At 60.3% G+C, this 14636-nt stretch carries 14 protein-coding genes; 11 read left to right on the top strand and 3 right to left on the bottom strand.

Annotated features, from left to right (window positions below; translation table 11 throughout):
• The first annotated feature begins 247 nt into the window (after window positions 1–247).
• The 10 genes from ACR0KX_RS11595 to ACR0KX_RS11550 all read left to right on the top strand — a co-directional run bounded on the left by ACR0KX_RS11595 (window position 248) and on the right by ACR0KX_RS11550 (window position 11174).
• Window positions 248–2191: an AMP-binding protein gene (locus tag ACR0KX_RS11595; protein ID WP_170623619.1), complete on the top strand. Its 1944-nt coding sequence runs from the start codon at window positions 248–250 to the stop codon at window positions 2189–2191.
• Window positions 2192–2266: 75 nt separating this feature from the next.
• Window positions 2267–3085, top strand: a complete 819-nt coding sequence (locus ACR0KX_RS11590; protein ID WP_170453417.1) for an ABC transporter ATP-binding protein — start codon at window positions 2267–2269, stop codon at window positions 3083–3085.
• Between the two features lie 29 nt (window positions 3086–3114).
• Window positions 3115–4101: a branched-chain amino acid ABC transporter permease gene (locus ACR0KX_RS11585; RefSeq protein WP_170623436.1), complete on the top strand. Its 987-nt coding sequence runs from the start codon at window positions 3115–3117 to the stop codon at window positions 4099–4101.
• A gap of 3 nt (window positions 4102–4104) precedes the next feature.
• Window positions 4105–4362 (top strand): hypothetical protein, encoded by a 258-nt coding sequence (locus ACR0KX_RS11580; RefSeq protein ID WP_170453419.1) that lies wholly within the window; start codon window positions 4105–4107, stop codon window positions 4360–4362.
• A 3-nt stretch (window positions 4363–4365) separates the two neighbouring features.
• On the top strand, window positions 4366–5442 hold the full coding sequence (locus tag ACR0KX_RS11575; RefSeq protein WP_170521009.1) for a branched-chain amino acid ABC transporter permease: 1077 nt from the start codon (window positions 4366–4368) through the stop codon (window positions 5440–5442).
• Window positions 5443–5516: 74 nt separating this feature from the next.
• Window positions 5517–6800, top strand: coding sequence for an ABC transporter substrate-binding protein (locus ACR0KX_RS11570; RefSeq protein ID WP_170453421.1), 1284 nt, complete (start codon window positions 5517–5519; stop codon window positions 6798–6800).
• Window positions 6801–6910: 110 nt separating this feature from the next.
• A complete protein-coding gene (locus ACR0KX_RS11565; RefSeq protein ID WP_170623434.1) occupies window positions 6911–7744 on the top strand; it encodes an ABC transporter ATP-binding protein in 834 nt (277 codons plus the stop codon).
• Between the two features lie 19 nt (window positions 7745–7763).
• Window positions 7764–8981, top strand: a complete 1218-nt coding sequence (locus tag ACR0KX_RS11560; protein WP_170453423.1) for an acyl-CoA synthetase family protein — start codon at window positions 7764–7766, stop codon at window positions 8979–8981.
• Window positions 8982–9085: 104 nt separating this feature from the next.
• Window positions 9086–10750: an ABC transporter permease gene (locus ACR0KX_RS11555; protein WP_170623432.1), complete on the top strand. Its 1665-nt coding sequence runs from the start codon at window positions 9086–9088 to the stop codon at window positions 10748–10750.
• Window positions 10751–10823: 73 nt separating this feature from the next.
• The gene (locus ACR0KX_RS11550; protein WP_170623430.1) at window positions 10824–11174 is read left to right on the top strand and encodes a DUF2794 domain-containing protein; all 351 of its coding nucleotides are present in this window, start codon (window positions 10824–10826) and stop codon (window positions 11172–11174) included.
• Here ACR0KX_RS11550 and ACR0KX_RS11545 read toward each other — a convergent pair.
• From ACR0KX_RS11545 to ACR0KX_RS11535, 3 genes are all read right to left on the bottom strand, one after another.
• Window positions 11171–11908, bottom strand: coding sequence for a C40 family peptidase (locus tag ACR0KX_RS11545; RefSeq protein WP_170453426.1), 738 nt, complete (start codon window positions 11906–11908; stop codon window positions 11171–11173). The genes ACR0KX_RS11550 and ACR0KX_RS11545 overlap by 4 nt on opposite strands.
• Window positions 11905–13287, bottom strand: a complete 1383-nt coding sequence (locus ACR0KX_RS11540; RefSeq protein WP_170623428.1) for a M17 family metallopeptidase — start codon at window positions 13285–13287, stop codon at window positions 11905–11907. The genes ACR0KX_RS11545 and ACR0KX_RS11540 overlap by 4 nt, the downstream gene beginning before the upstream one ends.
• A gap of 63 nt (window positions 13288–13350) precedes the next feature.
• Window positions 13351–13740 (bottom strand): hypothetical protein, encoded by a 390-nt coding sequence (locus ACR0KX_RS11535; protein WP_170623426.1) that lies wholly within the window; start codon window positions 13738–13740, stop codon window positions 13351–13353.
• A gap of 144 nt (window positions 13741–13884) precedes the next feature.
• On the opposite strand from ACR0KX_RS11535, the gene ACR0KX_RS11530 reads away from it, so the two are divergent.
• On the top strand, window positions 13885–14535 hold the full coding sequence (locus ACR0KX_RS11530; RefSeq protein WP_170453429.1) for a carbonic anhydrase: 651 nt from the start codon (window positions 13885–13887) through the stop codon (window positions 14533–14535).
• Window positions 14536–14636 lie beyond the last annotated feature (101 nt).

Here is a 14636-nt window from a genome sequence, read left to right as displayed (position 1 = left end):
ATAGCATTGCTTGCAGGCGTTGGGAAGAAGGGCGTTGCCAAGGTCACCCGGATTGGCGGCACGACCCCTGTTACAATTCGTAAGAATTGAGAAAACATCAGGAAAAAGTTGACGCTGATCGTGCAACCGTCCCTTATCGGGGCGCAGGTGTTCGGGCAACGACCCGGACCCGCCATTTCCGGCCCGGAGGAGGGGCCGGATGGGGAGGAGAGGAAGATTGGCTCAGACGCAGTCGGGCGCCGAGGGGATGCAGTCCCTTCCGGCGCTGTTACACCGCAATGTCACGCAGTTCGGGGATGCCCCGGCGTACCGCGAAAAGGAATTCGGGATCTGGCAATGCTGGACCTGGGCCGAGGCCGCGCGGGAAATCCGCGCCATCGCGCTGGGCTTTCTGGAACTGGGCGTCGAAAAGGGCGACCATATCGCCGTCATAGGCCGCAACCGTCCGGCGCATTACTGGTCAATGGTTGCCGCGCAGATGGTCGGCGCGGTACCTGTGCCGCTGTATCAGGACTCGGTCGCCGAAGAGATGGCCTATGTGCTGGAACATTGCGGCGCGAAATACGTTGTCTGCGGCGATCAGGAGCAGGTCGACAAGGTCATCGAAATTCAGGAAAACGTGCATCAGGTCAAACACATCCTCTATACCGACAAGCGGGGGATGCGGAAATACGACCATTCCCAGATGAACGCGCTTGAGGACATCATGGCCGAAGGCAGCGCCGGTCACGCGCGGTTTGATGCGGAACTGGACAAGCGTATCGCCGCGATCACCTATGACGACACATGCGTGATGCTTTATACCTCCGGCACCACCGGCAAGCCCAAGGGCGTGGTGCTGTCGAACCGCAACGTGATCGAAAGCGCCAAGAACTCGGCCGAGTTCGATCATCTGACCCGGAACGAAGACATCCTGTCTTATCTGCCGATGGCCTGGGTGGGCGATTTCATCTTTTCCGTTGGTCAGGCCTATTGGTGCGGTTTCTGCGTGAACTGCCCCGAAAGCGCCGACACGATGATGACCGACCTGCGCGAGATCGGGCCAACCTATTTCTTCGCCCCGCCGCGCGTGTTTGAAACCCAGCTGACCAATGTGATGATCCGGATGGAGGATGCGGGCAAGCTGAAGCAGCGGATGTTCCATCACTTCATGGCCCATGCCAAGAAGGTTGGTGGTCTGCTGCTGGACGGCAAACCGGTGGGTCTTGGTGACAAGATTAAATATGCGCTGGGCAATCTGCTGGTTTACGGGCCGCTCAAGGACACTCTGGGCTATGGCCGGTTCCGTGTGGGGTACACGGCGGGTGAGGCGATCGGGCCCGAGATTTTCGATTTCTACCGCTCGCTGGGCATCAATCTGAAGCAGCTTTATGGCCAGACCGAAGCGACCGTGTTCATCACCGTGCAGCCTGATGGCGAGGTGCGTGCGGATACGGTGGGCGTGCCTGCGCCGGATGTTGAGTTGAAAATCGACGACAGCGGAGAGATCCACTACCGCTCGCCCGGGGTGTTTGTTGAATATTACAACAACCCGGATTCGACCGCCTCGACCAAGGATGCCGAGGGTTGGGTGGCCACCGGGGATGCCGGGTTCATCGAGGAAGGCAGCGGCCATCTGCGGATCATCGACCGCGCCAAGGATGTGGGCAAGATGGCCGACGGGTCGATGTTTGCGCCGAAATATGTCGAGAACAAGCTGAAATTCTATCCCGACATTCTTGAGGTCGTGCTGTTTGGCAACGGCAAGGATCGCTGCGTGGCGTTCATCAATATCGACCTGACAGCGGTAGGCAACTGGGCGGAGCGCAACAATGTGGCCTATGCGTCCTATCAGGAACTGGCGGGCCATCCCCGTGTGTTAGAGACGATCAAAGCCCATGTGGAAGCGGTGAACAAGTCGGTCGCCGCCGATGAGATGCTGTCGGGCTGTCAGGTGCATCGCTTTGTGGTGCTGCACAAGGAACTGGACGCGGATGATGGTGAGATGACCCGGACGCGCAAAGTGCGCCGCCGGTTCGTGGAAGAGAAATTCCAGGACATCATCGATGCGCTTTATGACGGATCCCAGTCGATCTCGACCACCACCGAGGTGACGTATGAGGACGGTCGCAAGGGGTCGATCAGCGCCACGCTGGAGATTGTCGACGCGCCGGTTGTGCCGGTCGCACAGCATAAGGTGGCGGCGGAATGAGGGCCGTTCGAGCGCCGCTCGACCTGCGGTCATCGCCCCGCCCGCCGTCCCGTTTTTTGTGTCAGGGAGTGACTGATGCTGGATAGTTCCGAAGGATATGTCACCGAAGACGGCCGCAAGATCGGCGGTGTGGTGATGGAGATGAAGAACATCACCCTGCGTTTCGGCGGTGTGGTGGCGATCAAGGATATCTCGTTCGACATTCGCGAGGGTGAAATCCGGGCCATCATCGGGCCGAACGGGGCCGGTAAATCCTCAATGCTGAACGTGATTTCGGGGTTCTATGTCCCGCAGGAAGGTGAGGTCTGGTTTCACGGCGCGAAACGCCCGCCGATGCGCCCTTATGAGGTGGCGCGGCAGGGAATCGCCCGGACGTTCCAGAACATTGCCCTGTTCGAAGGCATGAGCGTGCTGGACAACGTCATGACCGGGCGGCTGAACTATATGAAAACCAACATCCTTCAACAGGCGCTGTGGAAGGGCAAGGCCGAGGCGGAAGAGACCGAAAACCGCGAGGCGGTCGAGAAGATCATCGATTTTCTGGAAATCCAGCACATCCGCAAGACACCCGTCGCGCGCCTGCCTTACGGTTTGAAAAAGCGCGTCGAACTGGCCCGCGCGCTGGCCGCAGAGCCCAAACTGCTGCTGCTGGACGAACCGATGGCGGGGATGAATGTTGAAGAGAAAGAGGACATGAGCCGTTTTATCCTCGACGTGAATGACGAGTTCGGCACCACCATCGCCCTGATCGAACACGATATGGGCGTGGTGATGGACCTGAGCGACCGGGTGGTCGTGATGGATTACGGCAAGAAGATCGGCGACGGCACACCCGATGAGGTGCGCAACAATCAGGAAGTTATCGACGCTTATCTGGGGGTCAGCCATGACTGATATCCGGGCAGATATTTGGGGAGGCGAGCATGCCTGAACAACTCGTTTTTGCGATGGAGGTCATCCTCAACGGTCTAATGGCCGGGGTGCTTTATGCTCTGGTCGCGCTGGGCTTTGTGCTGATTTACAAAGCGTCGGGAATTTTCAATTATGCCCAAGGGGTTATGGCGCTGTTTGCGGCGATGACGCTGGTGGGGATCATGAACGGGCAGGTGCCGTTTGCGCATCTGATCAACGCAATTTTCGGCACCCATATCCACTATTTCGGCTGGAATGTGCCCGCACTGCTGGCGATTATTCTGACCATGGCGGTGATGGTGTTGCTGGCCTGGGCGGTGCAGCGGTTCGTCATGCGCCATCTGGTCGGGCAGGAACCGATCATCCTGTTCATGGCCACAATCGGTCTGGCCTATTTCCTTGAAGGTGTGGCCGACCTGATGTGGGGGTCCGAGATCAAGACGCTGGATGTGGGGCTGCCGCAGGGCATCAACCTGTGGATTGACGAGACCACCTTTAACATCTTCGACTACGGTTTCTTCATCGACAATCTGGATATTGTGGCAACGGTCATTGCTGCGCTGCTGGTGGCCGCGCTGGTCGCCTTCAGCCAATACACCAAGCAAGGCCGGGCGATGCGCGCGGTGGCCGATGACCATCAGGCGGCGCTGTCGGTAGGGATTTCGCTGAATTTCATCTGGGTCATGGTCTGGTCGGTGGCCGGGTTCGTGGCGCTGGTAGCCGGCATCATGTGGGGCACCAAATCGGGCGTGCAGTTCTCGCTGAGCCTGATCGCGCTCAAGGCGTTGCCGGTGCTGATGCTGGGCGGGTTCACCTCGATCCCCGGGGCCATCGTTGGCGGGCTGATCATCGGCGTGGGTGAGAAGCTGTTCGAGTTTGCGCTGGGCCCCGCATTGGGTGGCGCGACCGAGAACTGGTTTGCTTATGTGCTGGCGCTGATCTTCCTTGTCTTCCGGCCGCAGGGCCTGTTCGGCGAGAAGATCATTGAGAGGGTGTAGGCTGTGCAAAAGCTGATCGCCATCATCAACGTGATCGCATGGGCCGGCTTCTGGGCTTTTGGCTATATCGCCATCACCGCCGAAGGCCTGACGGACGCTCAGTTGGTGGTCGCGGCGATCCTGGCCTTTGCCGGGCTGGTCACGGGCATCATGGCCTACATGAAACTGGTGCGTTCGTCCGAGGCGAGCGGATACGCCAAGGGATCAAAACAACTGGACGCCGCGACCCGGAACCGGGCGCAGGAAGAATGGGGAAAGTAAGATATGTTCTATCGTGAGGCCGGAGATTTCAAAACCTCCTATGTCGCTGACAGCCAGACTTTCCCGATCAAGTTTGACCGGTATCGGTACTACGTCGTGCTGGCGGTGGCGTTCGGGATCATTCCGTTCATCATCAACGATTACTGGGCCAACGCCCTGCTGCTGCCGTTCCTGATCTATGCCATCGCGGCAATCGGGCTGAACATTCTGGTGGGCTATTGCGGGCAGGTGTCATTGGGCACCGGCGGGTTCATGGCTGTGGGGGCTTATGCCTGCTACAAGCTGATGACCGCCTTTCCCGATGTCAGCATGTTCGTCCATGTGCTGCTTGCGGGCGGGATCACCGCCATTGTCGGCGTGTTGTTCGGTCTGCCAAGCTTGCGGATCAAGGGGTTCTATCTGGCGGTGGCCACACTGGCGGCGCAGTTCTTTCTGGTGTGGCTGTTCAACCGGGTGCCGTGGTTCTACAATTACTCGGCCTCGGGCCAGATCAACGCGCCCGAGCGGGACGTGTTCGGGATCATCATCACCGGACCCAATGCTCCGGCCTGGGCGACCTATCTGTTCTGCCTGATCTTCCTGACTGTGTCCGCCATCATCGCCCGCAACCTGACGCGCGGCACCACGGGGCGCACCTGGATGGCGATCCGCGACATGGATATCGCGGCCGAGATTATCGGGGTGAACCCGCTCAAGGCCAAGATCAGCGCCTTTGCCGTCAGTTCTTTCTTTGTCGGCATCGCGGGTGCGCTGTTCTTTGCGGTCTATCTGGGCGCGGTCGAAGTGGGCGAAGTGTTCGGTATCCAGAAGTCATTCCTGGTGCTGTTCATGGTGATTATCGGCGGGTTAGGATCTATCTTCGGGTCATTCGCCGGGGCGGCCTTCCTTGTGCTGCTGCCGGTGGTGCTGAAGGTGGTCGGCGTCGATGTGCTGGGCTGGCCCACCGATATTGTGGCGCACCTGAACCTTGTGATCGTGGGTGCGCTGATCATCATGTTCCTGATCCTTGAACCGCACGGGCTGGCACAACTGTGGCGCGTGGCGAAAGAGAAACTCAGACTCTGGCCGTTCCCGCATTAAGGGGCTGGCCCAATCAAAAAGACGGGCGGAAAGCCCGAAACCAACATCGGACCAACCAAGGGAGGAGACACCCGATGAACAAGAAACTGGCAACCCTGGCGCTGGGCGCTGTGATGGCCGCAGGTCCGGTCATGGCCGACCTTGTGTTCCCGTCGCTCAGCTATCGGACCGGGCCTTATGCGGCAGGCGGTATTCCGTTTGCGGATGGCTATGCCGACTATTTCACCCTGCTGAATGAGCGCGATGGCGGCATCGGCGGTGTCCCAGCCCGCGTGATCGAATGCGAAACCGGCTATAACACCGAAAAAGGCGTGGAATGCTATGAATCTACCAAGGGCGAAGGCGCGCTGGTCTATCAGCCGCTGTCGACCGGGATTACCTATCAGCTGATCCCCAAAGTGACCGCAGATGGCATTCCGCTGCACACGATGGGCTATGGCCGCACCTCGGCTGCGAACGGCAAAGTGTTCAGCCATGTGTTCAACTATCCGGCCAACTATTGGAACGGTGCGTCGGGCGCGATCAACTATCTGCTGGACGAGAATGGCGGTGACCTGAACGGCAAGAAAATTGCGCTGGTCTATCACAACTCGGCTTACGGCAAGGAACCGATCCGCACGCTGGAAACACTGGCCGAAAAGCATGGCTACGACCTGACCCTGCTGCCCGTGGATCATCCGGGGCAAGAGCAAAAGTCGCAGTGGCTGCAGATCCGCCGTGAAAAGCCCGATTATGTGATCATGTGGGGCTGGGGCGTGATGAACCAGGTTGCCGTGCAAGAAGCCGCCAATATCCGCTTCCCGATGGAAAACTTCATCGGCGTCTGGTGGTCTGGCGCTGAATTCGACGTGGAACCTGCGGGCGATAAAGCCACTGGCTACAAGGCGCTGACCTTCACCGGTCTCGGCATGGACTATCCGGTCTATGACGACCTGCAGAAATATGTCGTCGATGCGGGCAAAGCGGCAGGCGCAGGTGATCAGCTTGGTACGGTTCAGTATAACCGTGGTCTCTATGCTGCGATGCTGGCTGCCGAGGCGGTGAAGACTGCGCAGGACATGCACGGAACTGCTGAAATCGACGCGTCGATGATGCGCGATGGCATGGAGGCACTGGAAATCACCAGCGCCAAGATGGAAGGCTTGGGCATGTCGGGCTTCGGGCCTGAATTCTCGGTCAGCTGTGACAACCATGGTGGCCCCGGCCTGGTCGGTGTCGTGCAGTGGGATGCCGCCGCAGGAACCTGGAATTCGGTTCAGGACTTCAAGCCCACCGATGTCGAGGTCATCAACGCGCTGATCGAGGAAGACTCGGCCGCTTATGCCGCCGAAAACAACATCGAAGGGCGCTGCGAATAAGCGACCCCCTGTCCCGGTCCTGATCCGGGGCGCTGAAAATCCGGAGCGGCGGTTGCACTGCCGCTCCTCACGAACAGCCCCTTCGGGGGCAGGCACGAGGAAACGCGCTGATGCTTGATGCGGCACACACCACCGAAGTGCAGGCAGAAACCCTGCTTGAGGTCAACAATATCGAGGTGATCTACAACCATGTGATCCTTGTGCTGAAGGGCGTCAGCCTGACCGTGCCCAAGGGCGGCATCACGGCTTTGCTGGGTGGCAATGGTGCGGGTAAGACAACGACGCTCAAGGCCGTATCGAACCTGCTGCATTCGGAACGGGGCGAGGTCACCAAGGGCTCGATCAAATATCGCGGCCAAAGCGTGCATGAAAGCGACCCTGCCGATTTGGTGGAAAAAGGCGTCATCCAGGTGATGGAAGGCCGCCACTGTTTCGAACACCTGACGGTCGAGGAAAACCTATTGACCGGGGCCTATACCCGTAAAGACGGCAATGCCGCGATCCAACAGGATCTGGAACTGGTCTATAGTTATTTCCCCCGTCTGAAAGAACGCCGCAAATCCCAGGCCGGTTATACCTCGGGTGGGGAACAGCAGATGGTGGCGATGGGCCGGGCGCTGATGTCACGACCCGAGACGATCCTGCTGGACGAACCCTCGATGGGTCTTGCGCCGCAGCTGGTCGAAGAGATTTTCGGCATCGTGAAGGATTTGAACGAGAAAGAGGGCGTGTCTTTCCTGCTGGCCGAACAGAACACCAATGTGGCGCTGCGCTTTGCGCACTACGGCTACATTCTGGAATCGGGCCGCGTGGTGATGGACGGCCCCGCCGCCGAGTTGCGCGAAAACCCGGATGTGAAAGAATTCTACCTTGGCATGTCGGATGAAGGCCGCAAGAGCTTTCGCGACGTCCGCTCGTACCGTCGCCGCAAGCGGTGGTTGTGATCTGATGGAGGATATGGCGATGACCTATTTCGACACACTCGAAACGCGCTCAGCCGACGAACGCGCCTCGGATCAGGCCGCCGCTTTGCGCGCGCAGCTGGAACGGGCGAAATCTTCTCCGGGCTTTACGGCGCATCTGGCAGGAAAAGACACTAATAAGGTGGAATCGGCGGATGATCTGCCCATGTTGCCGGTATTGCGCAAATCGGACCTGACCCGCGCGCAAGCCAGTCGTCCGCCCTTTGGCGGCTTCACGGTGAAACCGGCGCGGCACTTTCATCACGTGTTCCAATCCCCCGGCCCGATTTACGAGCCGGGCAGCACCGATCACGATTGGTGGCGCATGGGGCGTTTCCTGAACGCAGTGGGTGTTGGGGCGGGCGATATCGTTCAGAACTGTTTCGGCTATCACCTGACACCTGCGGGCATGATCTTTGAAAACGGCGCACGCGCGGTTGGCGCTGCGGTTCTGCCCGCCGGAACCGGCCAGACCGAATTGCAGGTCACAGCGGCGCGCGATGTCGGATGTACCGCTTATGCCGGCACGCCGGACTATCTGAAGGTCATTCTGGACAAGGCGGACGCGATGGGCGTTGCGCTGAACTTCTCGAAGGCGGCGGTGGGCGGCGGTGCGCTGTTCCCGTCACTGCGGCAGGAATATGCGGATCGCGGGATTTCCTGCCTGCAATGCTATGCCACGGCTGATCTGGGCAATGTCGCTTATGAAAGCGCCGCGATGGAAGGAATGATCATTGACGAGCATGTCATCGTCGAGATCGTGACCCCCGGAACCGGCATTCCTGTGGCCATTGGTGAAGTGGGTGAGGTTGTCGTGACCTCGCTGAACCCCGACTATCCCCTGATCCGGTTCGCGACCGGAGACCTGTCGGCGCTAATGCCCGGCGTCTCGCCCTGCGGTCGGACCAATATGCGGATCAAGGGCTGGATGGGCCGTGCTGATCAGACCACCAAGATCAAGGGCATGTTCGTGCGACCGGAACAGGTGGCGGCTCTGGTCGAAAAACACGACGAGATCGTCAAAGCCCGCGTGATCGCCGCGCGTCAGGGTGAGATGGACACCATGACCGTCCAGATCGAAAGCCCGGGCGGCGATGACACCGCCTATGCCAAATCGGTCGCCGAGGTGCTGAAACTGAAAGGCGCCATCGAGGTTGTCGCCCCCGGATCGCTGCCGAAAGACGGTTTGGTGATCGAGGATCAGCGGGTCTACGAATAACGTCTGCGGCAGTATGTGCCGCAGATTTGTTACCCCCTGCACTGGCGTTTCCGAGCGTTTTGGTCGATTAAAGGCAAAGCCTTCGCCACTTACGTACCGGGACAATGACCCAGATCGACTATTCTGAAAACGGATCGCGCAACCGCGGCGTACGCGGCACCCGGCTTTTGGCCGGGCTGGCCTATATGGTTGCAGCGGCCTGTCTGTTGCCGATGGTGGCCGTTGTTCTGGCGGCGCTGACCGGCGGGACCGACACGATTGCGCATCTGGCCGAGACGGTTCTGCCCCGGTACACGGTGACCACACTCATCCTGGTAGTTTTGGTCGCTGCGGGTACGTTCAGCATTGGCACCGGGGCCGCGTGGCTGGTCACGATGACCCGGTTTCCCGGCGTACGCTTGCTTGAGATTGCGCTGGTGCTGCCGCTGGCCTTTCCGGCTTATGTGCTGGCCTATGCCTATACCTTTATTCTGGATCACCCGGGGATCGTGCAATCCACCCTGCGTGATGTAACGGGGTGGGGCCCGCGCGATTACTGGTTCCCCGAGATCCGCTCGACCGAGGGTGCGGCGGCGATGCTGATCCTTGTGCTGTATCCGTATGTCTACCTGCTGGCCCGCGCGGCCTTTTTGCAGCAAAGCGCAACGGCCTTTCTGGCGGCGCGTGCGTTGGGCAACAACCCATGGCTCGCGTTTCGGCGCGTGTCTCTGCCGATGGCGCGCCCGGCGATTGCGGGCGGCGTGCTGTTGGCGGTGATGGAGACCATCGCGGATTTTGGCACCGTGTCCTATTTCGGTGTCCAGACCTTTGCGACGGGTATCTATACCAGTTGGTTCTCGCTGGCTGATCGCGCGGGTGCCGCGCAACTGGCCTTGTGCCTTTTGACCTTTGCTTTGGTCATGGCGGTGGCTGAACGCACGCAGCGGGGCAAGGCAAAATACTATCAGGCGGGCAAGCAGCACGCAGCGCAGCCCGCCGCACATCTGACCGGCTGGCGCGCTGTCGGTGCCTTTGTTCTATGCGCTGTCCCGGTGCTGTTCGGGTTTCTGCTGCCGGTGATCATTCTTGTTGAGATGGGAATGGAATCCGAGCAGAACCTGCTGTCGGAGCGTTATCTCGGGTTCATCCGCAACTCACTGATCCTTGCGGGGACCGCAGCGGTTGTCACCGTGTCTGCCGCCATCAGCGTCGGGTTTTTTCAGCGCCTTCGCCCCGGTCGCGCCTCGTCAGGTGCGGCTTATATCTCGCGTCTTGGTTACGCGGTTCCGGGTGGGGTGATCGCGGTTGGGCTGATCGTCCCCTTTGCTGCCTTCGACAACGCGCTCGATGCGTGGATGCGCCAGACGTTTGATATCTCAACCGGCCTGCTGGTCACCGGCTCGATCTGGTTGTTGGTTGCGGCCTACATGGTGCGGTTTCTGGCAGCAGCGCTGAGCGCGTATGAAGGCGGGCAGAGCACGGTTCACGCCAATATGGACGCCGCCGCGCGATCCCTGGGGCAAACGCCCTTGGGCACGCTGCGGCGGGTGCATCTGCCCATTCTGACGCCATCGCTGCTGACTGCATTGCTGATCGTCTTTGTCGATGTGATGAAGGAACTGCCCGCGACACTGATCATGCGGCCTTTCAACTTTGATACGCTGGCGGTGCAGGCGTACCGGTTGGCGTCGGACGAACGGCTTGAGGGCGCGGCGGTGCCCTCATTGGTCATTCTGGCCGTCGGATTGCTGCCCGTCATCCTGATTTGCCGACAGGTCGGACGCCGGTAACACCTTTTGACGAATTGAAGCATAGCAGCGCAACAGGCTTGATTCGGGCGCGATTTCCGGCAAGGCTTGGGGTATGAACATGCAGCCTCCCAGCCGGTTTTCTGCAAACTCGGCCCAGATGCCCGTCGCGTTCGACCGGCGCGAGATGTCCCATATCCTGTCCGTATACGGCCGGATGGTCGCCGCCGGAGAATGGCGCGATTACGGAATTTCCAACCTGTGTGACATGGCGATTTTCTCGATTTTCCAGCGCACGGCGGAACATCCGATCTATCGCATCGAAAAGCACCCACGCCTGCGGCAGAAACAAGGGATGTATTCGGTTGTCGGTATGGACGGACGTATCCTGAAACGCGGCCATGATCTGCGCACGGTACTGAGGGTGCTGGAGCGTAAGCTGATCCGCTCGGTTTCGCCGGATTAGAGCCTTTTGTGGGCTGTCACAGGCCCGTCGCCTTGGGCCAGAATGCGGGCGATTGCCTGATCCATAGGCTCATAGGCCACTGCCATGTGATACGCGTTCGCATGCAACAGCATGTTCGGCCCTGAAACCCATGCCACATGACCCTTCCAGAACAGCAGGTCGCCGCGTTGGGGCGGTGTGCCATCAGGTAGCGCAGTGCCAACTGCCTGCTCCTGATCGCCACTGTCACCCGGACACGCGATACCGCAAGCCAGCAACCCGGCCTGAACCAGCCCGGAACAGTCGATCCCGAACCGGCTGTTGCCGCCCCACAGATAGGGCGTGCCCAGAAACAGCTCGGCCACGGCCACCGGGTCGGTTTGAATGTCCGAGATCGGCGCAGTGTGGACCGTTGGAATGTATCCCAACTCGGTTTCCAGAAACCTGTCCGTCTGCGACAGAGCATGCACGGTGCTGCCAAAGCTCAGCGAGGCCAGATCGCGGGTTTTCATATCCGCCTGTTCATAGGCATGGGTTGCGAGAGCAGTGATCCGGTGGGTCTGCGGCACCTCCGGCCCCAATTGGGCAGACCGGACCCAGCCGGGATAGCCATCTTTGTCGGCGGTGATCCGGCTCCACCCGTCTTGTTCTTCGGCGACCTGCACGGTGTCTCCGAACAGCAATTGCCGGTCACGCGCTCCATCGGGACTGCGCAGCAGGTCAATAACGGGGCGGATGACGCGCAGGCGGGTCATAGGCCCAAAATCTCCGGCAGGGCGTTCAGCACGGCGCGCGGGCCTTGGCCCAAACCGCCTTTGCTGCGGCCGGGCGACTTGCTGGGCTGCCACGCATAGATATCGAAATGCATATAGGCGCTGTTTTCGACAAAGCGGCGCAGGAACAGGGCGGCGGTGATGGATCCCGCGAACCCGCCCGAGGGGGCGTTGTCCAGATCGGCAATCCCCGGCTCGATCATCGCCTCATAAGGTGTATGGAACGGCATCCGCCAGACCGGATCGGCCGAGCGTTGCGCGGCCTGCGTCAGGGCCGCCGCCGCCTGATCGTCATCTGTATAGAACGGAGCCAGATCCGGGCCGACGGCCACGCGCGCAGCCCCTGTCAGGGTTGCCATCGAGATCACCAGATCCGGCTGCCCCTCATCCGCCAGCGCAAGCGCGTCGGACAGCACCAACCGCCCCTCGGCATCGGTGTTGTTGATCTCGACCGTCAGACCCTTGCGCGAGGTCAGGATGTCACCGGGGCGGAAGGCGTTGCCTGCCACTGCATTTTCAACCGCCGGGATCAGCACCCGCAGTCGCAGCGGCAGATTCAGCGCCATGATCATCCGGGCCAGCCCCAGCACATTCGCCGCGCCGCCCATATCCTTCTTCATCAGACCCATCGATGCGCCGGGTTTCAGGTTCAAACCGCCCGTATCGAAACACACACCTTTGCCGACCAGCGTCAGCATGGGCCCTTTGCTGCCCCAGCTCATCTCGATCAGGCGCGGGGCCTGATCCGCTGCGCGGCCAACCGCGTGGATCATCGGAAAATTCTGCTCCAGCAGCGCATCACCGGTGATGGTGCTGCATGTCGCCCCGAATTCCTGCGCCAGCGCTTCCGCCGCCTGTTGCAACTGGCCGGGCCCCATGTCCGAGGCCGGAGTGTTGACCAGATCGCGGGTCAGCGCCTCGGCATTGGCCATCGTCTCAAGCCGCGCGGCATCTACAGTATCCGGCGCGACCAGACGCGCCTTGGCCGGGGATTGGCTGGCATAGCGGTCAAACGCATAGCCGGTCAGCAGCCAGCCCAGACACTCCATCTCCAACTGATCGGGCGGGACATCGGACCCGAGGTGATACGTGCCTTCGGGCAGCGCCTCGGCAGCGGCGGCCAGAGGGAACCGTTTGCGGGCGCGTTTGGCCTGCGTTCCATAGCCCGCCAGCGCAAACCCGGCCCGGCCATCCTTGCCCGGCACCAAAAGCGCCTGACCTATTGCACCGGTGAACCCGTTCACCTCCACCCAATCACGAACATGATCCGGCTGGTCCTGAAGCCATCCGTCCAGATCGGATTGACCAAGCACATGCAGCGGAACAGAAACGTCAGAGGGCGGGGCAAAGCTTAGGGTCATGGGCGTCTCGGCTGATTGAATTTGCGCCCAGACTAGCCACCTGCGACCCGCCCGCAACCCCCGTCAGACGGAAAGGTCCTGCTGATCCCAAACGGCGGTCAACGATCGCTCACCCACGCGGATCAGCCGCCCCAGCGTTGCACCCGCCGCCACCGCATCCCCGGCATCGACCGCGCCTGCCACGTCGCCCGCAACCCGCGCCAGTGCGGTCATCCCGACCTGATCGGCGATCGCCACCAGCGATTTCGCGCATTTGCGCAGGTTCTCCCAATCGCGCTGCCGCCAGAACCGTTCGCAATTCGACAGGCGCACGGCCAGTTCCTCGACCGTGCGGCACAGCACATCCAACGCGTTCTTGTCGCCCAGTTGCCGGTACAGCCCGCTGAGGCGATCCGGGTCCAGTCGCACGGTTTCCTTATGTTCAAGTGTGAGTATCTTATCCACCACATTCACCCTAGTTCAGTCGCCCCCACGGCGTAGGCCTGATGTTTGGCGGGAAATTCTTTGCAAATCCTTGCGCGGAGTTCGGATAATGGCTCGAATTTTCCTTGAATTCAGTTTACAGCGGCCTAAGCAATTGAAGACAGGAACACCGAAATGGATATAGCCAAACCTTTGCCAACCTATCTGGTGAAACGGTATCACGGCTGGAAGGCGACGACATATTCCGAAAATCAGGTCTGGTATCGGCGTCTGGCGGATGAGGGGCAGCGCCCCCGCGCCATGGTGATTTCCTGCTGCGACAGCCGGGTGCATGTGACTTCGATCTTCGGGGCGGATCAGGGTGAGTTCTTCATTCACCGCAATATCGCCAATCTTGTCCCGCCTTACGCGCCCGACGGCGACCATCATGGTACAAGTGCCGCTATCGAATACGCCGTGACGGCCCTGAAAGTGGCGCATCTGATCGTGTTGGGGCATTCGCAATGCGGCGGTGTGCAGGGCTGTATCGACATGTGCAAGGGGCAGGCCCCGCAACTTGAGGCCAAGGAAAGCTTTGTGGGCCGCTGGATGGACATCCTGAAGCCCAAATATGATCTGGTCGCAGATATCGAAGACAGCGCCGACCAGGCCCGCCAGTTCGAACGGCAGGCGGTTGTGGCGTCGCTGGAGAACCTGATGACCTTCCCATTTGTGGCGTCAGCGGTCGAAGACGACACGCTCAGCCTGCACGGGCTCTGGACGGATATCGGTGCGGGCGGGCTGGAGTGTTTCGATCCGCACCAGAAGAGATTCGTGCCGGTCTGACAGCGCCGAACCGCCAGCGCAGGCATCAGGTGCAGTTCAGGGTCTGGTTTTCAGTTGTATTCCGGTATGCTTAGGTCATTGATCGCAATCTCCGGAGCATA

The organism is Ruegeria sp. BG5 (assembly GCF_056538425.1).
The sequence above is the reverse complement of the archived record's forward strand: the minus strand, read 5'-3'. Positions and strand labels throughout refer to the sequence as shown.